The sequence below is a fragment of the Streptomyces sp. NPDC093544 genome (assembly GCF_040683495.1).
Classification (GTDB): domain Bacteria; phylum Actinomycetota; class Actinomycetes; order Streptomycetales; family Streptomycetaceae; genus Streptomyces.
Genome location: NZ_JBFBEA010000014.1, coordinates 191,362 through 212,340, shown reverse-complemented (window position 1 = coordinate 212,340; position 20,979 = coordinate 191,362). Strand labels below are relative to the sequence as shown.

Genomic DNA, 20,979 nt, shown 5'->3' with positions numbered 1-20,979 from the left:
CGACCCGCCCCTCTCCCCGGGTCGCGTACAGAAGGGAGAGTCGTGGTTTCTCCGCGCCTTCTCCGCAGATGCCTCTTTGCCGCTCTGTCCTCCGTCCTCATCGCGTCCGCCGCCATCGCTCCCGCGCAGGCGGGTCCCGCGGCGGCCGATGACGTGAGCGCGGCGGCCGTGGTGTTCCAGGACACGTTCGACGGCTCCGCCGGATGGGCTGTGGACCCCAACAAGTGGCAGATCGAGACCGGCGACAACGTCAACAACGCCGAGCGGCAGATGTACACGTCCGGCGCCAACAACGCGGCGCTGGACGGCCAGGGCCACCTGGTCATCACCGCCCGTAAGGACAATCCGGCCAACTACCAGTGCTGGTACGGAACGTGTCAGTACACCTCGGCCCGGCTGAACACCGCCGGCAAGTTCACGGCGCAGTACGGCCGTGTCGAGGCCACGCTGAAGGTTCCGCGCGGGCAGGGCATGTGGCCCGCGTTCTGGATGCTCGGCAACGACCTCGGATCGGTCGGCTGGCCCGCCTCGGGTGAGATCGATGTCATGGAGAACGTCGGCTATGAGCCGTCGACCATCCACGGCACGATCCACGGACCGGGATACTCCGGCTCGACCGGTATCGGCGCCGGGTACACCCTGCCGAACGGCCAGCAGTTCGCGGACGGTTTCCACACCTTCGCGGTCGACTGGGCGCCCAACTCGATCAAGTGGTCGGTCGACGGCATCGTCTACCAGACGCGTACGCCCGCCGATGTGGGCGGCAACGCGTGGGTGTTCAACAAGCCGTTCTTCCTGATCCTCAACCTCGCGGTCGGCGGCTACTGGCCCGGCGACCCCAACAGCTCCACCGTCTTCCCGCAGTACCTCGTCGTCGACCAGGTGAAGGTGACCACGAGCGACAGCGCGGCCACCGGGGTCCCGATCAGGGGCCTCGCGGGCAAGTGCGTGGACGTTGCCGGGGGCAGCTCGACCAACGGCGCCGCCGTACAGCTCTACGACTGCAACGCGAGCGCCGCCCAGCAGTGGACGGTCGGCACGGACGGCACGATCCGCGCACTGGGCAAGTGCCTCGATGTCACGAGCGGCGGCACCGCGGACGGCTCAACCGTCCAGCTCTACGACTGCAACGGGAGCGCCGCCCAGCAGTGGGCTCGTAGTTCGGCCAACGACATCGTGAACCCCCAGGCCAACAAGTGCCTGGACGTCACCGGCAGCAACTCGGCCAACGCCACACGTCTGCAGATCTGGACGTGCACCGGCACAGCCAACCAGAAGTGGACGGTTGGCTGACAGACCGCCCGGGCGGGCAAGCAGAGGGTCCGGCAGGGTTCACCCCTGTCGGACCTTCCGCGTTCACCCCACCCGCAGCAGCTTCAGCGCGCGTGCCAGGTCAGCTTGTCGCCGCCCACCCAGCGCACCACGGCCGGGTCGTCGAGATCGTGGACCGTGATGCCGTAGGCCGCGGCCGTCGTCAGTACGTCGATGAGCGCGTGAGCCCGGCCGACCACTTCGCCGTCGATCTCCATGATCCGGAACGGCGGGGTCCCCGGCTGTACCCCGAGCACCATGATCCGCGGGTAGGAGAGGTGGGGGCTCGCGATTTCGCTCATGGCCCGAGCGTAGAACGGTTCCCTCAGGTCAGCGGCCGCACATGGGGGGCTCCGGCGCCCGACGGCCCCTCGTGCGGCGGGACGGCGGAAGTCGGCGTGTTCGCCCAGCCGGGTGAGCGTTCCGCCTCCGGCCGACGGCAGCCATCCGCCGTGCGGGCCGGCGACGGCTGGGCAAGGCTTGGGGAGAGGGAGGTGCCCATGGATCCCGTCGAGGCGCTGGACCGGATCGCGTTCCTGCTGGAGCGGGACCAGGCCCCCACCTATCGCGTACGTGCCTTCCGCACCGCCGGGGCCGTGCTGGCGGCGCTTCCCGAGGGCGAGGTGGCGGAGCGCGCTGCCGACGGATCGCTGGAGTCGCTCAAGGGCGTCGGCCCCAAGACGGCGCAGGTCGTGCGCGAGGCGCTGGCCGGTCAGGTGCCGGGTTATCTGGAGAAGCTGGAGCAGGACGCCGGGGCGCCGCTCGCCCAGGGGGGTGAGCGGCTGCGGGCGCTGCTCCGCGGCGACTGCCATCTGCACTCCGACTGGTCGGACGGCGGCAGCCCGATCGAGGAGATGGGCCGGACGGCGGCGCGACTCGGACACGAGTGGGCGGTACTCACGGACCACTCGCCGCGGCTGACCGTGGCGCGCGGGCTGTCCCCGGAGCGCCTGCGCGAGCAACTGGCCGTGGTCGCGGAACTCAACCGGCGGTGGGCGCCGTTCCAGCTGCTCACCGGCATCGAGTGCGACATCCTCGACGACGGCTCGCTCGACCAGGACCCGGAGTTGCTGGACCTGCTCGATGTCGTGGTGGTGTCCGTGCACTCCAAGCTGCGCATGGACGCGCGGCCGATGACCCGCCGTATGGTCGCCGCCGTACGCAATCCGCTGGCGGACGTGCTCGGGCACTGCACGGGCCGCCTGGTCACCGGGCGGGGCCGGCCCGAGTCGGAGTTCGACGCGGACGCGGTCTTCGCGGCCTGCGCGGAGTCCGGCACGGCCGTGGAGATCAACAGCCGCCCCGAACGGCTCGACCCACCGCGTCGACTGCTGCGCCGTGCGGTCGACGCGGGCGTGCTGTTCTCGGTGGACACCGACGCGCACGCCCCCGGCCAGCTCGACTGGCAGATCCACGGCTGCGCGCGGGCCGAGGAGTGCCGGGTGCCGTCGGGACGCGTGATCACCACATGGACAGCCGACGAGCTGCTGTCCTGGACCAGGGACCGGACGGCCCCGGCACGCGTGAGTGATCCCTGACATCACCGCACGGCGCCCCCGGCCTGCCCGTCGTGACGCACGTCACCGAGCCCGAATGCGCCCCGGGGAACACTCGCCGGTAGTTCCCCGTTGAACAAACCGTGGGTGCGGATGGAACAGTGTCCCCGGGCCTCATCCATCGCCCGTAGGGAAGATCGTTCGGCTGAAGCCCTGCGGAGCCCCCCGCCGAGAGGCGACCGCCGTCCGTGCCCACCCAAAGACGACCCCGACCGAGATTCCCCCGTCCGGTCGGGGTCTTCCCCGAACCCCGCCACCCCAGGTGGCGGGGTTCGCTTGACTTCGAGTGCACTCCAATTCGTAGCGTTCCAGGTATGACCACTGCACAGCACAAGATCGGTTCGGGCTTCGGCGCCCGGAGCACCGCCGACGACGTCCTTCAGGGCATCGACCTCTCCGGAAAGCTCGCGATCGTCACGGGCGGGTACTCGGGCCTCGGCCTGGAGACGACGCGCGCCCTCACCAAGGCGGGCGCCCATGTCGTCGTCCCCGCGCGGCGCCCGTCCACCGCCGGCGAGGCCGTGGACGGCATCGAGGGCGTCGAGGTGGACGAGCTCGACCTCGGCGACCTCGACAGCGTCCGTGCCTTCGCCGAGCGGTTCCTCTCCTCGGGCCGCACCGTCGACCTCGTCATCAACAACGCCGGGATCATGGCCTGCCCCGAGACCCGCGTCGGGCCCGGCTGGGAAGCCCAGTTCGCGACCAACCACCTCGGCCACTACGCGCTCATCAACCGGCTCTGGCCGGCGATCGCACCCGGCGGAGGGCGAGTCGTCGCCGTGTCCTCGGGCGGCCACCACTTCTCGGGGATCCGCTGGGACGACGTGCACTGGAAGACCGGCTACGACAAGTGGCAGGCGTACGGGCAGGCGAAGACGGCGAACGTGCTGTTCGCCGTGCAGCTAGACCGGCTCGGCCAGGAGTCCGGCGTACGGGCCTTCTCGGTGCACCCCGGATCCATCCGGACGCCGCTCCAGCGTCACCTCCCCAGGGAGGAGTTGCTGGCGCGCGGCTGGGTCGAGGAGGACGGCGAGCTGGTACCCCCCAGCACCTTCAAGTCGCCGGAGCAGGGCGCGGCCACGCAGGTGTGGGCGGCGACCTCCCCGCAACTGGCCGGCATGGGCGGGGTGTACTGCCTCGACTGCGACGTCGCGGAGCCCGCTCCGGCGGACGGCGCGCTGACCGGCGTACAGGCGTACGCGATCGATCCCGAGCAGGCCGCCCGCCTGTGGGAGCTGTCGGCGGAGCTGACCGGGGTGAACGCGTTCGCGTGAATCCGTGAAGGGCATGTCCACGCGCCGGTCGTGTCCCCGTGAGGCCTCCCCGTCAAGGTCAGGCCGGGGACTCGCCGGGATCGGGGCCTTCGGGGTCCTCGGGGTCCTCGGGGTGAACGGTGTCCGAGCGCGGGGCGCCCTTCCTGCTCGTACCCGCCTCGTCCGTATCGGGGACGTCCGTGCCGGGCTCGTCCTCGCCGGGATCCGCCGCCGGAGCCAGGTCCCAGGGGTCCTCGCCCTCCTGGACCTGCTGGTCCGGCATGTCCCGCGGGACCGGATCGGTGTTCTCGCCGGGACCCTCCGGCCGGTATTCAGTCATGTCGCACCCCATCCTTCGGTAGCTCGGCGTGGCCCCGGCACACTCTGGCCGGGCCGTTTCCGGCCCGGAGCGAGTACCGCGGGAGTGATCGCCGAAACCGGCCGCCCGGGATCAGTGCGGTGCCCGGTCCTCCAGCGCGGTGCGCCAGGCCGGGGACGGGCTCTCACCGACCGGTGCGGCGCGCCGCCCGCCGCGGGCGAAGAAATCGGCGAGGGGCAGGATGGCGGCACCGACGGTGACCGCGTCCGGGCCCAGCTTGCCGAGGTCGATGGAGACGCGCTCGGCCGGATAGCGCAGGGCGTACTCGGTCGCGTACCGGCGTACGGCGGGCAGGAAGCGGGAGCCGAGCTGGAGGCCCGCCCAGCCGCCGATGAGGATGCGCTCGGGCTGGAAGAGGTTGATCAGGTCGGACAGGCCGGCGCCCAGGTACTCGGCGGTCTCCTCCAGGACGGCGAGCGCCACCGCGTCGGGCTCGGCCCGGCTGCCGTCCTCGGCGTCCTCGGGCGGGTAGGCGGCCGCGAGCATCGCGGTCAGCGCCGTCTCCTCGTCGACGCCCTCCGGCGGGCGTCCGCCCTCCTCGCGCCAGCGGTCCAGCAGCGCCTCCGCTCCCGCGTACGCCTCCAGGCAGCCCAGGGCACCGCAGCGGCAGCGGCGACCCCTGACCCGTACGGTCAAGTGCCCCCATTCGACGGCCCGGCCATACTCCACGTCCTCCGTGACGAGGCACGCGCCGACGCCCGAACCGAAGAGGACGACGACCGCGTTGCGGGCGCCGCGTCCGGCGCCGAACCACATCTCGGCCTGGCCGAGGGTCCGGGCGCCGTTGTCGGCGAAGTACGGGACGGTGTCGGGGAGTTCACAGGTCTGGCGGAGCAGGGATTCGAGCGGGACGGCGTCCCAGCCGATCGTCTGGCCGTGCACCACCGCGCCGAGCCCCGGGGCACGGGCCACGATGCCGGGGACGCCGATGCCGACGCCGAGGAGCTGGTCCGGGGTGATGTCCGTCTGGGCCAGCACCTCGGCGATGCCGTCGCGGATGTGGCCGACGACGACTTCGACGTCGTAACCCTGCTGCTCCAACGGCCGGTCGGTGCGGGCGAGTTCGGTGAGGGTGAGGTCGAAGAGCTCGACGCGGACACGGGTTTCGCCGACGTCGACGCCGATCATGTAGCCGCTGGTCGGGGCGACGCGCAGGAGGGTGCGCGGGCGGCCGCCGTCGGAGTCGACGCTGCCGGCCTCCTCGACCAGTCCGTCGGCGACCAGTTCCGCGACCACGTTGCTGATGGAACCGGAACTCAGTGCGGTGGCCGGACCCAGTTCGTAACGGCTCATCGGTCCGTCGAAATACAACCGTTGCAGTACGGCGGTTCGATTGCCCCGCCGCAGGTCACGGACTGTCCGCCCGTTCCGCCCCGTCATGTGGCTCCCCTCCGGTTCGCCCGACTTGCAAGATACCGCTGCGCGATCCCTTGACGCGACTTTCTTCCGAGTCTTAACTCACATCCTAAATTAAGTCGTGAGGGGCGTTCGAGAAGTGAACACTCGCAAGGGACGTACGCGCGGTGCCATTACACGCCGCGGACGCCGTCATGACGCTCCTTCGGAAAGGGACGCCTGAGCCATGCGCAGAATCCGAGCCGCGGCCGCCGGTGCGGTCACTGTCTCCATGCTGACCGCCGTGACCGCCTGTGGTGGCGGCTCGTCGAACGGCGGATCCAACGACTCGCCCAAGACCCTCACCTACTGGGCCTCCAACCAGGGCGCCAGTGTCGAGATCGACAAGAAGGTCCTCCAGCCCGAGCTCGACAAGTTCGAGAAGGACACCGGCATCAAGGTGGAGCTGGAGGTCGTGCCCTGGTCGGATCTGCTCAACCGGATCCTCACCGCGACCACCTCGGGCCAGGGGCCTGACGTCCTGAACATCGGCAACACCTGGAGTGCTTCCCTGCAGGCCACCGGGGCGCTACTGCCCTGGGACGCCAAGAACTTCGACAAGATCGGCGGCAAGGACCGCTTCGTCGACTCGGCCCTCGGCTCGACGGGCGCCACGGGTCAGGACCCGGCCGCGGTGCCGTTGTACTCGATGTCGTACGCGCTCTACTACAACAAGGCCCAGTTCGCCGCCGCCGGCATCTCGAAGCCGCCGGCCACCTGGGACGAGTTCGTCGCCGACGGCAAGAAGCTCTCCAAGGGCGGCAAGTGGGGTGCGGCCTTCGAAGGCTCCAACCCGGCGGAGAACATCCACCACGCCGTCGTCTTCGCCAAGCAGAACGGGGGCGACTTCTTCACCGCCGACGGGAAGCCGGACTTCACCAACGACGGCGCGGTCGCAGGGGTCAAGCAGTTCGTCGACCTGATGGCCACGGACAAGATCGTCGCGCCGGGCAACGCCGAGTACGCGCAGAACCAGTCCGTGAGCGACTTCGCCACCGGCAAGACGGGGATGCTGCTGTGGCAGTCCGCGTCCGCCAACCTGGAGTCGCAGGGCATGAAGCCGGACGACTTCGGCATCGCTCCGGTGCCCGTGCAGTCCGGCGCCCCGGGGACCGGTACGAACGTCAACTCGATGGTCATGGGTATCAACCTGTCCGTCTTCAAGAACACCGACAACCTCGACGGCTCGACCGAGTTCGTGAAGTTCATGACCAGCGACGCGGAGCAGAAGATCCTCAACACGGCGTACAGCTCCATCCCGCCGGTCAAGACCGCCCAGACGGACGCCGCCTTCAACACCCCGGCGACCGCCGTGCTGAAGGACACCCTCGCCAAGAGCGCCGTGGCGGCTCCGCAGGTCGCCGACGAGTCCCAGTTCGAGACTGCCGTCGGTACGGCGATCAAGAACCTGTTCGCCGACGCCGCCGCCGGAAAGCCGGTGACCACGGAGTCGGTGAAGGCTCAGCTCGAAAAGGCCCAGACGCAGATGCCGACGAAGTGAGCGCGAGCACAAAAATGACCACCACGACCGCCTCCCAAGAGGCCGGCGATCGGACGGTGCGCAAGAACTCCCCCGGTGCGGCGCGTCGCCCGCGCCGCACCGGGCGGATCAAACGCATCGGACTGCCCTACCTGCTGCTTCTGCCCGCCCTGCTTCTCGAACTCCTTGTGCACCTGGTGCCGATGGTGATCGGCATCGTGATGAGCTTCAAGGAGCTCACGCAGTTCTACATCCGCGACTGGGGCACCGCGCCCTGGGCCGGCCTGGACAACTACAAGGTGACGGTGGACTTCGCCGCGCCCGTCGGCAAGGCGCTGCTCGACTCGTTCGTCACCACCGTCGGCTTCACCCTGCTGTCGGTCGGCCTGTGCTGGCTGATCGGCACGGCGGCCGCCATCTGCATGCAGGACGCCTTCCGCGGCCGCGGCCTGCTGCGCGCCCTGTTCCTGGTGCCGTACGCGCTGCCCGTGTACGCGGCCGTCATCACCTGGGTGTTCATGTTCCAGCACGACAACGGCCTGGTGAACCACGTCCTGCACGATCAGCTGGGCATCACCGACAAGCCGTCCTTCTGGCTCCTCGGCGACAACGCGTTCTACGCGCTGCTCACCGTGTCCGTGTGGAAGGGCTGGCCGTTCGCCTTCCTCATCGTCATGGCGGGCCTGCAGAACATCCCCAAGGACCTGTACGAGGCGGCCGCCCTCGACGGCGCCGGCGTGTGGCAGCAGATCCGCCGCATCACCCTGCCGTCGCTGCGGCCTGTCAACCAGGTACTGATCCTGGTGCTGTTCCTATGGACGTTCAACGACTTCAACACGCCGTACGTCCTGTTCGGCAAGACAGCTCCGCCGGCCGCGGACCTCATCTCGGTGCACATCTACCAGGCGTCGTTCGTCAGCTGGAACTTCGGCTATGGCTCCGCCATGTCGGTCCTGCTGTTGCTCTTCCTGCTCGTCGTGACGGGCGTCTACCTCCTGCTGACCTCCCGAGGAAGGAAGACGGCCGATGTCTAGTACCTCCACGAAGCTCCGCTCCCCGATGGCCCAGCCGAAGTCCTTCCTCTGGACCCGGCGGATCTTCCTCACGGTGCTCACCAGCTTCGTCCTGGTGCCCGTCTACGTCATGGTCTCCAGCTCGCTGAAGCCCCTGCAGGACGTCCAGACGAAGTTCCAGTGGGTACCGAGCAGCCTGACCATCCGCCCGTACATCGACATCTGGACGACGATCCCGCTCGCCAGGTACTTCGTGAACTCGCTGATCGTGGCGGGCGCCGCGACGGTCTGCTCGGTGGTGATCGCGGTCTTCTCGGCCTACGCCGTCAGCCGCTACAACTTCCGCGGCAAGCGCGTCTTCACGGTCACCGTGCTGTCCACCCAGATGTTCCCCGGCATTCTCTTCCTGCTGCCGCTGTTCCTCCTCTACGTCAACATCGGCCAGGCCACCGGCATCGCGCTGTTCGGATCCCGCGGCGGTCTGATCCTGACGTACCTCACCTTCTCCCTCCCGTTCTCGATCTGGATGCTGATCGGGTACTTCGACTCGGTGCCGCGCGACCTGGACGAGGCGGCACTGGTGGACGGCTGCGGGCCGCTCGGCGCGCTGTTCCGGGTCGTCGTGCCGGCCGCGATCCCCGGCATCATCGCGGTCGCCGTCTACGCCTTCATGACCGCCTGGGGCGAGGTGCTGTTCGCGTCGGTGATGACCAACGAACAGACCCGCACACTCGCCGTCGGGCTCCAGGGCTACTCCACGCTCTACAACGTCTACTGGAACCAGATCATGGCCGCGTCGCTCGTCGTCAGCGTTCCCGTGGTCGCCGGCTTCCTGCTCCTCCAGCGTTTTCTGGTCACCGGGCTCACCGCGGGAGCCGTCAAGTGACCAACTCTCCTCCCCCCGAAAGGACTTCCGTGACCATCGACCTTGCCGCCCTCCCCGAGGACTTCCTGTGGGGCACGGCCACGTCGGCCTACCAGATCGAGGGCGCCGTCGCCGAGGACGGCCGCTCCCCCTCCATCTGGGACACCTTCTCGCACACCCCCGGCAAGATCGACAACGGCGACGACGGGGACCTCGCCTGCGATCACTACCACCGCTGGCGCGAGGACATCGAGATCATGCGCCAACTGGGCACCAACGCCTACCGGTTGTCCATCGCCTGGCCACGTGTCGTACCGGGCGGCGACGGCCCGGTCAACGCCAAGGGGCTCGACTTCTACGACGGGCTGATCGACGCCCTCCTGGAGGCGGGCATCACCCCGTCCGTCACCCTCTACCACTGGGATCTGCCCCAGGTCCTCCAGGATCGGGGCGGCTGGCCGGTCCGCGACACGGCCTACCACTTCGCCGCCTACTCGGCGGCCGTGGCCGAGCGCCTAGGTGACCGCGTCAAGCACTGGACCACGCTCAACGAGCCGCTCTGCTCTGCCTGGATCGGCCACCTGGAGGGCCGGATGGCCCCGGGCTGGACGGACCTCACGGCCGCCGTGCAGACGTCGTACCACCTGCTCCTCGGCCATGGCCTCGCCACTCAGGCGATCCGCGCGGCCGTCCCCGGCGCCCAGGTCGGCATCGTCAACAACCTGTCCTACATCGAGCCCGCCACCGACCGCCCCGAGGATGTCGCGGCGGCCCGCCGGCTGGACGGCCACACCAACCGCTGGTGGCTCGACCCGGTGCACGGCCGCGGCTTCCCGGCGGACATGCAGGAGGTCTACGGAGTCGAACTCCCCGAGCAGCCGGGCGACTTGGAGACCATCGCGGCGCCCCTGGACTGGCTGGGCCTCAACTACTACTTCCCGTCCACGGTCGCCGACGACCCCACCGGACCGGCGCCCCGCGTCCGCACCGTCCGCCGTCTCGGCGTACCGCGCACCGGCATGGACTGGGAGGTCGGCGCCCACGGTATCGAGAGCCTCCTGCTCCGTCTGACAAACGACTACGGCGCGCAGAAGATCTACGTCACCGAGAACGGCTCCGCCTATCCCGACATCGTGCGTCCCGACGGCACCGTCGACGACCCCGAGCGCATCGAGTACCTGGAACAGCACCTCGCGGCCTGCGCGTCGGCGGCCGCCCAGGGCGTTCCGCTCGCCGGCTACTTCGCGTGGTCGCTGCTCGACAACTTCGAGTGGGCGTACGGCTACGACAAGCGCTTCGGACTTGTGCACGTGGACTACAAGACCCAGCGCCGCACGGTGAAGGGAAGCGGGCACCGGTACGCGGACATCATCCGGGCACACGGAAGGAAGCGGCGCAACGCCGCCTAGCCGTATCGGCTACCGGTGGGCCCCCTTTCGCGGGCGGGGCCCACCGGTCTGTACGTGGGCGGGGCCCACCGGTCCGTACGTGGGCGGGGCCCACCGGTCCGTTCACATTCACCCGGCCGCGTACACGTCCTCGACGTAACGCCCCGACGCGATCAGGTCGTTCAGCCACTGTTCCGAGTCGCCGCCCGGGTTCCGGTCCGCGTGCAGCGTGCGGAAGGCGTCCCGGACGCCGGGGGCCATCCGGGAGCCGTCGCCGCAGACGTAGACGCGGGCTCCTTCGTCCAGCAGGTCCCGGACCTCGTCCGCCTCGGCGGCGATCCGGTGCTGTACGAAGGCGACACCATCGACGGGGGCCGCGCTGAAGGCCGGGCGCAGGGACACCGCGCCGACGGCCTCGGCTGCGCGGAGTTCGTCGGCGTGCAGGAAGTCCGCATCCGGGGCGTCGCATCCGAAGTAGCAGAGAGCTGGGGCGAGTTGGGTCCCGGCGTCGCTCTCCACCAGTGCGCGGCGGTCCGCGATGGCTCCGCGGAAGGGGGCGAGGCCCGTTCCCGCCGCGACCATGATGACCTTCGAGGAGCCGTCGATACGGAAAGCCTCCCGGCAGGGCTGGATGCGAGCGAGCACGGTGTCGCCGGGCTTGAGGGTGTTCAGATAGCCGGAGCCGACCCCCTTGTACGTTCCGTTGCCGGAGCGGGCCGGTGCCTCCAGGAGCGAGACCATCAGGTCGACGTGGGCCGGGTCGGTCGCGGGGGACGAGGAGACCGAGTAGTGGCGTGGCCGCAGGGGCGCAAAGAGCCCTTCGAGCAGGGTCGGCCAGTCGAGTGCGCCGCGCAGGGCCGGGTATGCCTCGGCGATCTCGACCAGGGTGCGCGGATCGTCCGCGAGCGCCGCGAGGGCCTTGCGCTCGGGCGGGCATGGATTGGCGGCGGCGAGAGCGGACAACTGGCCGACGGTCGGGCGATCCTGCAACTCGACGTGGTGCGAGAGCAGTTGATGCACCGTCACAGGGCGGTCGACCGCGATTCCGTCGCGGCGAGGGCGTGCGGCCCTGATGTCCACAACCGTGTCCAGGTCGAGGCCCAGCGCGGTGGCGGTCCGCTCGACGAGAGCCGGGTCGTTGACGGGAAGCACCGTGAGGTGGTCACCGGTGCGGTAGGTCGCGCCGTCCGGCAGCGCCAGGCGGAGGAAACGCTTGGTCCTCGGGTGTCCGGGTGCGGTGAGGTCGTATGCCTCGGTGACGGTCACGGGGAGGAGGCCGTGCCGTTCGGCGAGTGCGTCGAGGGGACCGCCGGTCAGTGTGCGGACCTCGTACGCCTCCGCGGGCCCCTCCGAGGCCGCGGACTCGGGGTCGCCGTACCGCTCAAGGAGAGCGGTGCGCAGCCGCGCCGTGAAGGCGCGGACGGTGCCTGCGAGGTCGCCCGAGGCGTCTGCCGCCGTGCGCTCCAGGAAGCGCGTGCCGCCCAGTTCCGCGAGGCGTTCGTCGATGCGGGTCGGGAAGTGCTGGTAGGTGGCGGCCCAGTTGCGGTCGCCTACGCCGAGGACCGTGTAGGTGAGGTCCTCGGCCCACTCGGTCCCGTCGAGGCGGGCGGCGAAGGCGGTGGCGTCGTCCGTCGGCTGTCCGTTGTAGGAGGCGGCGGTGATGACGACGAGACGGTCGGTGGGTAGCCCGTCGGCGTAGGCGTCCAGGGTTGCCACGTCCGTCTCGCAGCCGATCGCGCCGGCCTCGTCGGCGAGAGTGGCGGCGAACTCACGGCAGGTGCCGTAGTTGCTGCCGTGCAGGAAGAGGACGCGAGTGCCGGGGCGGACCCGGGAGGGCAGGACGGCCAGCCCGTCGGCCGATGGCTCCGGCCGGTCCTGGACCACGCCTGGCAGCGCCGCGTGGACACGGTCGGCGGCGGTGCGCGGTGAGAGCGTGAGTGTGAAGGCGTCGGGCTTGAGGGTGAGCGTCTCCTTGACCGTCAGCCGGTAGTCGGCGTGGTCGTGCAGCCGGTAGCGGTGGACGAGCATCGCAAGCAGCATGGTCGCCTCGTGGAGTGCGAACTGCCGCCCGATACAGGCGCGTTCACCGGTTCCGAAGGGCTTGAAGGCGTGCGGTGAGCGCGCGGCCTCCGCCTCCGGCGTGAAGCGGGAAGGGTCGAACAGCTCGGGGTTGTCGCCCCAGGCCGGCTGCCGGTGCAGCATCGGCCCGATGACGCTGACCGGCTGCCCGGCGCGCACCGGGATCCGGCCGCCGAGCAGCGTGTCCTCGCGGGCGTGCCGGTTGAACACGGCGGCGGTCGGATACAGCCGCAGCGCTTCGTTGAGCACCTGTCGGGTGTAGGTGAGCCGTCCGATGTCGTCGAACGTCGGATCGAGCTCGGCCGTGTCACCCCACAGCGCGTCGACCTCGCGCTGGACGAGCTGGAGTACGGCGGGGTGCTTGGCCAGGTGGTACAGCGCGAAGGACATCGCGCCGGAGGTCGTCTCGTGGCCCGCGATCAGGAAGGTGATCACCTGGTTGCGGATGTTGGCGGTGTCGAGGGTGCTGCCGTCGGCGGGGTGCTCGGCGGTGAGCATGAGCCCGAGGAGGTCGGCGGCCTGGCTCTGCCCCTCCTCCACGCGGGCGGCGATCACGTCGTCGACGACCCGCGCGAGGTAGTCCGCGTCCGCCCGGAAGGCCGCGTCCGCCACCGCGTGATCGCTGCCCGGTGTGCGGGCCAGCCTCGTCATGCTCCACTCCAGGCAGCGGACCATGGCCTCGATGAACGGGTGCGGTTCGGCGCGCTCGAAGGACCCGAAGTCATAGCCGAATCCGGCGAGTCCGATGGTGTCGAGCGTCATCCGCGTCATGTCGTCGGGGACGTTCACGGGCTGCCCGGCACGGGCGCCGCGGTCCCAGGACTCGATCAGCCGGCGCGCCACGCGCAGCATGACGGGGTGGTACGTGCGCATGGAGCCCAGCGCGAACGCGGGCATCAGGATGTCGTGTGCCTTGGCCCAGTTGGGCTCGTCGTTGTACGCGGTGAACAGTCCATCGGCGGCGAACTCACGGACGTTCTCCAGGGCGGGCCCGATCGCCTTCGCGAACCGGCTCTCGTCGGCCAGGTCGGTGACCAGGTCGAGGTCGCTCACGAAGAGCGCGTCCCGGCCGTGCAGTCGTCGTACGAGCGCGGGTCCGTGCTCGCGCATGAGACCCATCACCTGCTGGATCGGTGTACGGCCGGGACCGGTGGCGGAGACGTCGATCAACGGGAGGCCGTGGAAGGTGTCTGTGGTGTGGGGGTGCGGCGCGGTGGGGGGCATGGCGCGACAACTGCCTTTCGCGGTACGGGAAGTACTGCGATCCAGCTTGTTCGCGAGGTGCCGCCCGTCCGCGCCATGGCACTACATGATTGTGCAGTCGAAAGTGTGCGGCAGGGCTTGCGCGGTCCATGAGTGCCTGATCTTCCAGTTCCGTACTCCGCAACCGAACGGGCGCCCCTGGGCGTGGGGCTGCGGAGCCGCTCGTTCGGGAGGACGATCTGGACGAGGACAAGGAGTCGGTCGCCCGGTTCGGCCGTTTCAAGCTGTGCCGTGACGACCAGTGCTCGGCGTTCGGGCTGCATCAGCCGCCGAAGGACCGGTGACCGCGACCCCGGCCGCGCGGCTTGGTTCGCTTCGGCAAGCTGAACCCGGTCGCTGAGCTGCGGGTAGCGTGTTGTGCCGAGACCGGACGGCGCCGGCTCCGAGGAGCCCGGTACGGCAGGAGGCATGGGTGGATCTGACGCGGGCGGACGCCGTGGTGTGGCGCAATCGGGCCCTGCTGCTGTTCGACCGGATTCCGATGCCGGTCGCGGTCTGCGATGTGTACGGGGTGATCGTCCTGGCCAATCCCGCGATGGCGACGGAGTGGGGCGAGACGCCGGGCCGGCTGCGCGGCCGGAACGTGCTGGACCTGTTCCACCCGCAGGAGGCGACGCAGGTGGAGCGGATCGCCCAGGCGCTGCGGCTGCGGCACCGCTCCCGCTACCCGGTCTCGGTGCGCTGGAACGCGGCCGACGGGATGCGGCGCCACGGCGAGCTGACCGCGGACCCCGTCAGCGACAGCACTGAGGCGTCCACGGCCCTGCTGATCACGCTCCGGGTCCTCGGTGAATCCCCCGGCCCCGACCCCGGGCAGGCCGCCCCGCCCGCCGGTGACACCGAGGCCCGCATTCTGGCGCTGCTCGCCGGGGGCGCGACCACGGCCGGGGCCGCCCGGGAGACAGGCCTTACCGTGGACGGCGTCAATTACCACCTGCGGCGCCTGTCCGAGCGCTGGGGCGCGGCCACCCGTACGGAACTGGTCGCCCGCGCCTACGCACTGGGCGTACTGACTCCAGGAGTGTGGCCGCCCACGGCCGCCCCCTGAGGAGCACCGAAACGCGCGAGGTAGTGCCACACCATCTTCAGGTCCTGCAGCTCGTACCGGTCCATGCGCGCCGCGTCCCCGATGATCCGTGGGTCTAGGTACCCGTCTTCGGCGATCCGGGCGCCGAGGTCGACGAACTCCGGGCCGCGAAAGTCCGGGTGGCGTCTCAACTCCTCGACAGAGAGCCGGTATCCGGGGTGCCACTCGACCGGGCACGGCAGCCGCAGGGCCGCGGCCTCGACGGGCGTCCCATGGTAGGACTCGTCGAGGACCAGTGCCTCCATGTCCCTCGCCAGTACGACCCTTCCGTGCACCTGCGCCTCGATGTAGTCGTTGAGAGCGTCCTGGTCGTCCGCCTCGGCCGGCTCGATGAGGGACATCCCGGCGGCTACCCGGAATGCCGACGGCTCGGCCGCGCTGTCGGGGTAGCAGAAGGTGGCCCGCCGCACGCAGTACCTCGCCGGTCAGCCGGAAGTGCGAGGAGCCGAACCGGGGTGCCGCGCCGACCAGTTGGCGCCGGAAGTTCAGCCCGCCGTACACCGGGCGTTCGCGTGCGGACGCGGTGTCGTACGCCGCCCCGAAGATCCGGCTCTCCCAGCGCCAGCGGTCACCGCCCGGGTGTGCGGTCAGGCCGCCGTTGCTCGTGCCGGTGACGAACTGCGAGCGATACGTGCCGTCCTGGGCCAGCGCCTGAAGGATCGGGACTCCGCGTGCGAGCCGGTCCGGGTGGAAGTTCAAGGTTATCCGGAGCTCGGGATCCACCGCCGGGCCGCAGGAAAGGGCTTGTACGTGACGCACGGCCCGTTCCTGCGGTGCGCCGCCGTTCCCGAAAATGCATTGGATCTCTCCCGCGGGTTTCTGTAGCTTAGCCAAAAACCTAGTACTCCTAGGTTTTTCACGTCCGACCCCAGGAGCACTCCCCCATGAGATCACTCACCGAGCAGCACATCCGCAACTCTTTCATCAACTGCTCCAAGGGCGAGGCCAAGCGTCTCCCGATACCGCGCGATCTCGGCGAACGCCCCTGGGACGACCTGGACTTCCTCGGCTGGCGAGATCCCGGGGCGCCCGACCGCAGTTATCTCGTCACCGAACGGGCCGGCGATCTCGTCGGCGTCACCCTGCGCTTCCCCTCCTCCCGGCGCGGCTTTCTGCACCGCAGCATGTGCTCGCTGTGCCTGACGACGCACCCGGGCAACGGCGTCTCGCTGATGACAGCCCGCAAGACGGGCGCGGCCGGCCGCGAGGGCAACTCGATTGGCATCTACATGTGCGCCGACCTCGCCTGTTCCCTGTACGTACGCGGCAAAAAGGCCCTTGAATCGGGCAGTCGCTTCGAGGAGAGCCTCACGGTGGAGCAACAGATCGCCCGGATGGTGGGCAATGTGTCGGCGTTCCTGGAGAGGCTGTACGCCTGACACCGACCCTGCCGCTCACCTCACTGGCGATCAGGCAATCAGGTGGTCAGTCCCCCGCCACCGCGATCACGATCTTGCCCCGGTTGTCGCGCTGTTCCAGCCGCTCGTGGGCCGCGCGCGCCTGCTCCAGCGGGAACACCGTCTCGACGGGGACGCGGTACGTGCCCGCCGCGACCCGTTCGGCCAGTTCCCGCAGGTCCGCGCGGGGGTCGTACCCATGGATCTGTAGGTTGGTGAGCTGGAAACCGAGGATGGAGGCGTTCTTCGGGTAGAAGTCGCGGGTGTCGACGGTGCTCGGCTCCAGCGCCACGTTGGCGAGGGCGACGACCCGCCCGCCGTGCGCGATCTCGCGCAGGCTCCGCCCGAAGGCCCGGCCACCGACGGTGTCGAGGACGACGTCCGCGCCCCGCCCGTCCGTCAGCCGCAGCACCTCGTCGACCTCCGCGTCATCGGGGTGCGCGGAGGTGTCGATGACGGAATCGGCGCCGAATCCGGCCGCCCAGGCGGTCTTCCGCGGTGAACCGGCGATCGCGATGACGTGCGCACCGGCCTCCGCCGCGATCTGTACGGCCGCGCTGCCGACGCCGCTGGCGGCGGCCTTCACCACCACGGTGTCGCCCTTGGCCACCCGGGCCAGCCGACGCAGGCTGTACCAGGCGGAGAGCCACGCGACGGGCAGGGTCGCGGCCTCGGTCAGGCCCACGCCGTCCGGCAGGACGGTCACCCGCTCGGCCGGTACGACGGCCAACTCGGCGTAGAAGCCAGGTGCGTTCACCCCGTCCAGGGCCATCACCCGCTGCCCGACGCTGATGCCGGTCACCCCCTCCCCCACCGCGGCGACGGTTCCGGCCGCCTCCACCCCGGGGATCAGCGGCGGACGCCCCGCCCGGTGGTACACCCCGGCGCGGACAAGGGCGTCCACACGGTTCACGCCCGCCGCGACCACCCGGACCAGCGCCTGACCCGGCCCGGCGACCGGGTCGGGCACCTCCACGGGCACCAGCACCTCGGGCCCGCCGAACTCGTCGATCCGTACCGCACGCATCCCTGTACCTGCTCTCTCGTCAGGACACACCGGAGCACCGCGACACCTCAGGACGAGAGGCAGTGACACCGGTTGAACTGGTGTCACCATGCGACACCCCATGAACCGGTGTCAAGCGATAGACTCGGGCCATGCCTCGCGTACCTGCTCCCCCGCCGCCGGATGCCACCGACCCGACGCCGGCGTTCCCCCTCATCGGCGGACGCCCCTGTCTGAACTTCGTGGCCACGCTCGGCAAACAACACGGCGACACCCCCCTCGAACGGCTCCCCGATCCGGACGCCCTGGCACGCTGGATCGGCGAGGCGGGCCTGTACGCGGGGGCGGACGACGCTCCGGTGCACGTCACCACCGGGGACCTGTCCTACGCCCGCACCCTGCGCGAGGCCGTCTACCGCCTCGTACGCGCCTCGATGGGCGGAGATGCCCCGGACCCGGCCGACATCGCGCAGGTCAACGAAGCGGCGGCCCTCCCCGACCTCGCCCCCCAGCTCGCCGCGCCGGACGACGGCTCCGCGCCACCCCTGTACTGGAAGGCCGGCCGTCCCGGACCCGCGGCGCTCGCGACCGTGGCCCGGGATGCCGTCCTCCTGTCCGGTGGTCCGCTGCTGGCCAGGGTCAAGGAGTGCGAGAACCCGACCTGCTCTCTGCTGTTCCTGGACGACTCCCAGGCCCGGCGGCGCCGCTGGTGCTCCATGGACCGCTGCGGCAACCTCGCGAAGGTGGCCGGTTACCGGTCCCGCAGCCGCGCCGCCTCCACCCGGTGAAGGTGGATCAGGATGTCGTGGCTACGGCCGAGCGCGATGTCGAACTCCGGGCTCGGATAGTCGGTGCCGACGAGCCGGGTCGGCCGCTTCTGGCCGAGCCACTCCCGGGCCGGTGATCCGACCTTGCGCAGGTCGACGATGTAGTCGCGGTACCCGACCCGGTCGAGCGTCCCCTCATTGGTGTTCGGGCCGGCCGGCCCCAGCGTCCAACGGCGCATCTTCCCGTTCTCGTCCACAGCGTTGAACGAACCCCGGTCATAGGTGGTCCCGACGCTCAGGTACGCCGATCCGAGGCTGTCGCGCAGGAACGCGCCCTGCATCTTGGGGTAGGTGGCGGGGTCGAAGGCCTCGTAGCCGACGTGCGCGTCATGCGCCGACAGCAGGACCTTGGTGCCGGTGTGCTCCTGCCACCAGACCACGTTGTCGGCCATGACCGAGTCGCGGTAGAGCAGGGAGGCGGCGTTCTGCTCCGGGTCCTCGAAGTCGAACGCGTACCAGCGTGCCGTCTGGTCGATGACCGCCGCGTCGCGCACGGCCCAGTCGTACGCCTCCGGGTCTGCACCCGGAGACTGCCGCTTCAACAGATCCAGGGCCTGCCCGGTCCGGACCGCCCTCTCCTTCCGCTCGGCGAGCGGCATGGTGTAGTAGCCCACCTGGTACGTCTCCACATCCACGGTGGGCCGCAGGCCGCGGTAGAGCGCGTCGAAGCGGGCACGCAGCTCCGGGTAGGTACGGGCCACGTATTCCGTGACCGTGTCGTACAGCTCGGGTCCGGTCCACGCGAAGTCGTCACCCATGAAGCGGACCGGGTCGTCGGGATGCCGGACGTTGTACGCGCGCATCCACTCGACCAGCTTCAAGTAGTCGGTGTTGTTCCACCACAGGTACTCGCTCTGGAACTCCTCGCTCATGATGCGCCGCGGATCGCCCTTGCCGTACAGAACGTAGTCGTTGAGGCGCAGGCCGGTGCTCCAGCTGCCCTCCAGAGCGAAGGTGCGGAACCCCTTCTCCTCCACGAGGTGGCGGAAGACGCGGTCCTTGAGGGCGAAGAAGTCGTGCGAGCTGTGGGTGGCCTCGCCGAAGCCCACCACGCGCGCGGGACCGATCATCCGGTCGAGTGCGCGCAGATCAGTGGTGTCGCCGCCCGGCTCCACGGTCCGCAGCGGGTGCGCTTCACGTTCGAGGGCGCCGACCACCGTGTGATCGGTCGACACGGCGACGGCGGCTGGGGGCGCGCCGACTAAGGAGGCGCCCAGGCAGACGAGCAGGGCCAGAACGGTGCCGGAACGGTGCCTTTTCATGATCCAAGGCTCCCGTGCCGGACCCGTGCGAACCATCCGGTGGGCCCCCGCATAGAGTCGGGGGGAAACTCGTCGGTGGAGATCCGGTTTTCCCCACACGTTCGATGCACCTATGGAACGGGAAAGGCCCAAGGGTGCGAAAGGAACGTAGCGAGGACCGTGGTGAGTGGGCGACCTCCGTCGCCCAGCTCGTGAAGCGTCGACGAGAGCCCGTGGTCGTCCAGGCGCTCAGATCGGCGGCGGCCGCGACGATCGCGTACGTCATCGCCCTGCACCTCAGCCCCGAGCCCGCGCCGCTCACCGCGCCCCTGACGGCCCTGCTCGTCGTGCAGGTCACCCTGTACGCCACGATCACCACCGGCGTCCGACGGGTGAACTCCGTGGTCGCCGGCGTCCTCGTCGCCATCGCATTCAGCAGCCTGGTGGGGCTGACCTGGTGGAGTCTGGCCCTGCTGATCGTCGCCTCGCTGGCCGTGGGTCATCTCGTACGGGTCAGCGAGTTCGTTCCCGAGGTGGCGATCAGCGCCATGCTGGTCCTCGGCGTCACCAGGGTGGGTGACACGGCCTGGGCCCGCGTGCTGGAAACGCTGATCGGGGCGGTCGTGGGGCTCGCCTGCAACCTCGTACTGGCGCCGCCGGTGTGGGTGGGCGTGGCCGGTGAGTCCATCGAGGATCTCGCGCGCCGGATGCGGCAGTTGATGCTGCGGATCGGCGAGGAGGCCGCGGGCCGCACCCCCGCCTCGCTGGCGGCCGAGCGGCTGCACGAGGCGCGCCGCCTGGACCACGACATCGTCGAGGTGGACGCGGCGCTGCGGCAGGCCGAGGACAGCCTGAAGCTCAATCCGCGTGTACGTGAGGGGCTGCTGCACCGGGTCGTGCTGCGCACCGGCCTCGACACACTGGAGATCTGCACGGTGGTCCTGCGGGTGCTCGCACGCAGCCTCACCGACCTGGCCAAGGAGCGCGAGCCGGAGCCGCTGTTCGAGCCGCAGGCCGGGGCCGTGCTTGAGCAGCTGCTGTCCGAGGTCGCCGACGCCATCGTCAGTTTCGCCGTCCTGGTGACCACCGATGTGTCCCGCAGTGCCGAGTCGGCGGAGAAACGGCTCACCGCGGAACTCACCACGGCCGCCGCCACCCGCGACAAACTTGCCCAGCTGTTCCTCGATGAGATCCAGCGCGACGCCAGCCAATGGGAGCTGCAGGGCGCGGTGCTGACCGAGGTCAACCGGATCATCGCCGAGCTCGACACGGAGTACCGGTCCCGACGGCTCCTGGAGGAGCTGGACCGGTGCGCACGCGAGGACCGCGAGCGCTGGCCACGGCTCACGCGCCTGCGCCCATATCTGCGCGTCCCGCGGGCGCTGCGCAGGAACCGGCGTGCTGCTTCCCGTCGTTCTATGTGAGGAAGCCGCGCGAGG

At 70.0% G+C, this 20,979-nt stretch carries 17 protein-coding genes and 1 pseudogene; 11 read left to right on the top strand and 7 right to left on the bottom strand.

Translation table 11 applies throughout. The features are described from left to right. Nucleotides 1-42: 42 nt before the first annotated feature. A complete protein-coding gene (locus tag AB0N66_RS22685; protein WP_365437986.1) occupies nucleotides 43-1,293 on the top strand; it encodes a family 16 glycosylhydrolase in 1,251 nt (416 codons plus the stop codon). Nucleotides 1,294-1,376: 83 nt separating this feature from the next. Here AB0N66_RS22685 and AB0N66_RS22680 read toward each other — a convergent pair whose 3' ends face one another. After that, on the bottom strand, nucleotides 1,377-1,613 hold the full coding sequence (locus AB0N66_RS22680) for a hypothetical protein (protein ID WP_365437983.1): 237 nt from the start codon (nucleotides 1,611-1,613) through the stop codon (nucleotides 1,377-1,379). 198 nt (nucleotides 1,614-1,811) lie between these two features. On the opposite strand from AB0N66_RS22680, the gene AB0N66_RS22675 reads away from it, so the two are divergent. Further along, nucleotides 1,812-2,849 carry a PHP domain-containing protein gene (locus tag AB0N66_RS22675; protein ID WP_365437981.1) on the top strand — a complete coding sequence of 346 codons (1,038 nt, stop codon included), beginning with the start codon at nucleotides 1,812-1,814 and terminating at the stop codon, nucleotides 2,847-2,849. A gap of 332 nt (nucleotides 2,850-3,181) precedes the next feature. Continuing rightward, the gene (locus AB0N66_RS22670) at nucleotides 3,182-4,141 is read left to right on the top strand and encodes an SDR family NAD(P)-dependent oxidoreductase (protein ID WP_365437978.1); all 960 of its coding nucleotides are present in this window, start codon (nucleotides 3,182-3,184) and stop codon (nucleotides 4,139-4,141) included. 58 nt (nucleotides 4,142-4,199) lie between these two features. Here AB0N66_RS22670 and AB0N66_RS22665 read toward each other — a convergent pair whose 3' ends face one another. Both AB0N66_RS22665 and AB0N66_RS22660 read right to left on the bottom strand, forming a co-directional pair. Continuing rightward, nucleotides 4,200-4,460, bottom strand: coding sequence for a hypothetical protein (locus AB0N66_RS22665; RefSeq protein ID WP_365437975.1), 261 nt, complete (start codon nucleotides 4,458-4,460; stop codon nucleotides 4,200-4,202). Between the two features lie 111 nt (nucleotides 4,461-4,571). Next, nucleotides 4,572-5,879, bottom strand: coding sequence for an ROK family transcriptional regulator (locus AB0N66_RS22660; RefSeq protein ID WP_365437972.1), 1,308 nt, complete (start codon nucleotides 5,877-5,879; stop codon nucleotides 4,572-4,574). 202 nt (nucleotides 5,880-6,081) lie between these two features. On the opposite strand from AB0N66_RS22660, the gene AB0N66_RS22655 reads away from it, so the two are divergent. Genes AB0N66_RS22655 through AB0N66_RS22640 form a run of 4 tightly spaced genes read left to right on the top strand, consistent with a single transcriptional unit; the run spans nucleotide 6,082 to nucleotide 10,661 of the window. Continuing rightward, nucleotides 6,082-7,395: a sugar ABC transporter substrate-binding protein gene (locus AB0N66_RS22655; RefSeq protein WP_365437969.1), complete on the top strand. Its 1,314-nt coding sequence runs from the start codon at nucleotides 6,082-6,084 to the stop codon at nucleotides 7,393-7,395. 14 nt (nucleotides 7,396-7,409) lie between these two features. Beyond that, the gene (locus AB0N66_RS22650; protein WP_365437967.1) at nucleotides 7,410-8,408 is read left to right on the top strand and encodes a sugar ABC transporter permease; all 999 of its coding nucleotides are present in this window, start codon (nucleotides 7,410-7,412) and stop codon (nucleotides 8,406-8,408) included. A 25-nt stretch (nucleotides 8,409-8,433) separates the two neighbouring features. After that, nucleotides 8,434-9,273 (top strand): carbohydrate ABC transporter permease, encoded by an 840-nt coding sequence (locus AB0N66_RS22645; RefSeq protein ID WP_365438120.1) that lies wholly within the window; start codon nucleotides 8,434-8,436, stop codon nucleotides 9,271-9,273. 29 nt (nucleotides 9,274-9,302) lie between these two features. Continuing rightward, a complete protein-coding gene (locus AB0N66_RS22640; protein ID WP_365437965.1) occupies nucleotides 9,303-10,661 on the top strand; it encodes a GH1 family beta-glucosidase in 1,359 nt (452 codons plus the stop codon). Nucleotides 10,662-10,769: 108 nt separating this feature from the next. Here the strand turns inward: AB0N66_RS22640 and AB0N66_RS22635 are convergent, their stop codons facing one another. After that, nucleotides 10,770-13,943 carry a cytochrome P450 gene (locus AB0N66_RS22635; RefSeq protein ID WP_365437962.1) on the bottom strand — a complete coding sequence of 1,058 codons (3,174 nt, stop codon included), beginning with the start codon at nucleotides 13,941-13,943 and terminating at the stop codon, nucleotides 10,770-10,772. 451 nt (nucleotides 13,944-14,394) lie between these two features. On the opposite strand from AB0N66_RS22635, the gene AB0N66_RS22630 reads away from it, so the two are divergent. Next, complete coding sequence (locus AB0N66_RS22630) at nucleotides 14,395-15,030, top strand: PAS domain-containing protein (RefSeq protein ID WP_365437959.1); 636 nt, start codon at nucleotides 14,395-14,397, stop codon at nucleotides 15,028-15,030. On the opposite strand, the pseudogene AB0N66_RS22625 reads toward AB0N66_RS22630, so the two are convergent. Continuing rightward, a pseudogene (locus AB0N66_RS22625) lies at nucleotides 14,976-15,828 on the bottom strand (DUF3626 domain-containing protein). The gene AB0N66_RS22630 and the pseudogene AB0N66_RS22625 sit on opposite strands and share 55 nt — an antisense overlap. Nucleotides 15,829-15,953: 125 nt before the next feature. Here AB0N66_RS22625 and AB0N66_RS22620 point away from each other — a divergent pair. Beyond that, nucleotides 15,954-16,448, top strand: a complete 495-nt coding sequence (locus AB0N66_RS22620) for an FBP domain-containing protein (protein ID WP_365437956.1) — start codon at nucleotides 15,954-15,956, stop codon at nucleotides 16,446-16,448. Nucleotides 16,449-16,494: 46 nt separating this feature from the next. Here AB0N66_RS22620 and AB0N66_RS22615 read toward each other — a convergent pair whose 3' ends face one another. Further along, complete coding sequence (locus AB0N66_RS22615) at nucleotides 16,495-17,493, bottom strand: zinc-binding dehydrogenase (protein WP_365437953.1); 999 nt, start codon at nucleotides 17,491-17,493, stop codon at nucleotides 16,495-16,497. A gap of 131 nt (nucleotides 17,494-17,624) precedes the next feature. On the opposite strand from AB0N66_RS22615, the gene AB0N66_RS22610 reads away from it, so the two are divergent. Beyond that, on the top strand, nucleotides 17,625-18,260 hold the full coding sequence (locus AB0N66_RS22610) for an ABATE domain-containing protein (RefSeq protein ID WP_365437950.1): 636 nt from the start codon (nucleotides 17,625-17,627) through the stop codon (nucleotides 18,258-18,260). On the opposite strand, the gene AB0N66_RS22605 is transcribed toward AB0N66_RS22610, so the two are convergent. After that, entirely contained in the window at nucleotides 18,224-19,561 is a 1,338-nt protein-coding gene (locus tag AB0N66_RS22605) for an erythromycin esterase family protein (RefSeq protein ID WP_365437947.1), read from the bottom strand. The two genes, AB0N66_RS22610 and AB0N66_RS22605, sit on opposite strands and share 37 nt — an antisense overlap. Before the next feature lie 134 nt (nucleotides 19,562-19,695). Between AB0N66_RS22605 and AB0N66_RS22600 the strand changes: the two genes are divergently transcribed. Beyond that, complete coding sequence (locus tag AB0N66_RS22600) at nucleotides 19,696-20,964, top strand: FUSC family protein (protein ID WP_365437944.1); 1,269 nt, start codon at nucleotides 19,696-19,698, stop codon at nucleotides 20,962-20,964. Nucleotides 20,965-20,979 lie beyond the last annotated feature (15 nt).

Bases quoted from the DNA above. Each gene is read 5' to 3' on its own strand.
- AB0N66_RS22680 (WP_365437983.1), bottom strand. From the start codon at position 1,613: ATGAGCGAAATCGCGAGCCCCCACCTCTCCTACCCGCGGATCATGGTG.
- AB0N66_RS22675 (WP_365437981.1), top strand. From the start codon at position 1,812: ATGGATCCCGTCGAGGCGCTGGACCGGATCGCGTTCCTGCTGGAGCGG.
- AB0N66_RS22670 (WP_365437978.1), top strand. From the start codon at position 3,182: ATGACCACTGCACAGCACAAGATCGGTTCGGGCTTCGGCGCCCGGAGC.
- AB0N66_RS22665 (WP_365437975.1), bottom strand. From the start codon at position 4,460: ATGACTGAATACCGGCCGGAGGGTCCCGGCGAGAACACCGATCCGGTC.
- AB0N66_RS22660 (WP_365437972.1), bottom strand. From the start codon at position 5,879: ATGACGGGGCGGAACGGGCGGACAGTCCGTGACCTGCGGCGGGGCAAT.
- AB0N66_RS22655 (WP_365437969.1), top strand. From the start codon at position 6,082: ATGCGCAGAATCCGAGCCGCGGCCGCCGGTGCGGTCACTGTCTCCATG.
- AB0N66_RS22650 (WP_365437967.1), top strand. From the start codon at position 7,410: ATGACCACCACGACCGCCTCCCAAGAGGCCGGCGATCGGACGGTGCGC.
- AB0N66_RS22645 (WP_365438120.1), top strand. From the start codon at position 8,434: ATGGCCCAGCCGAAGTCCTTCCTCTGGACCCGGCGGATCTTCCTCACG.
- AB0N66_RS22635 (WP_365437962.1), bottom strand. From the start codon at position 13,943: ATGCCCCCCACCGCGCCGCACCCCCACACCACAGACACCTTCCACGGC.
- AB0N66_RS22620 (WP_365437956.1), top strand. From the start codon at position 15,954: ATGAGATCACTCACCGAGCAGCACATCCGCAACTCTTTCATCAACTGC.
- AB0N66_RS22615 (WP_365437953.1), bottom strand. From the start codon at position 17,493: ATGCGTGCGGTACGGATCGACGAGTTCGGCGGGCCCGAGGTGCTGGTG.
- AB0N66_RS22610 (WP_365437950.1), top strand. From the start codon at position 17,625: ATGCCTCGCGTACCTGCTCCCCCGCCGCCGGATGCCACCGACCCGACG.
- AB0N66_RS22605 (WP_365437947.1), bottom strand. From the start codon at position 19,561: ATGAAAAGGCACCGTTCCGGCACCGTTCTGGCCCTGCTCGTCTGCCTG.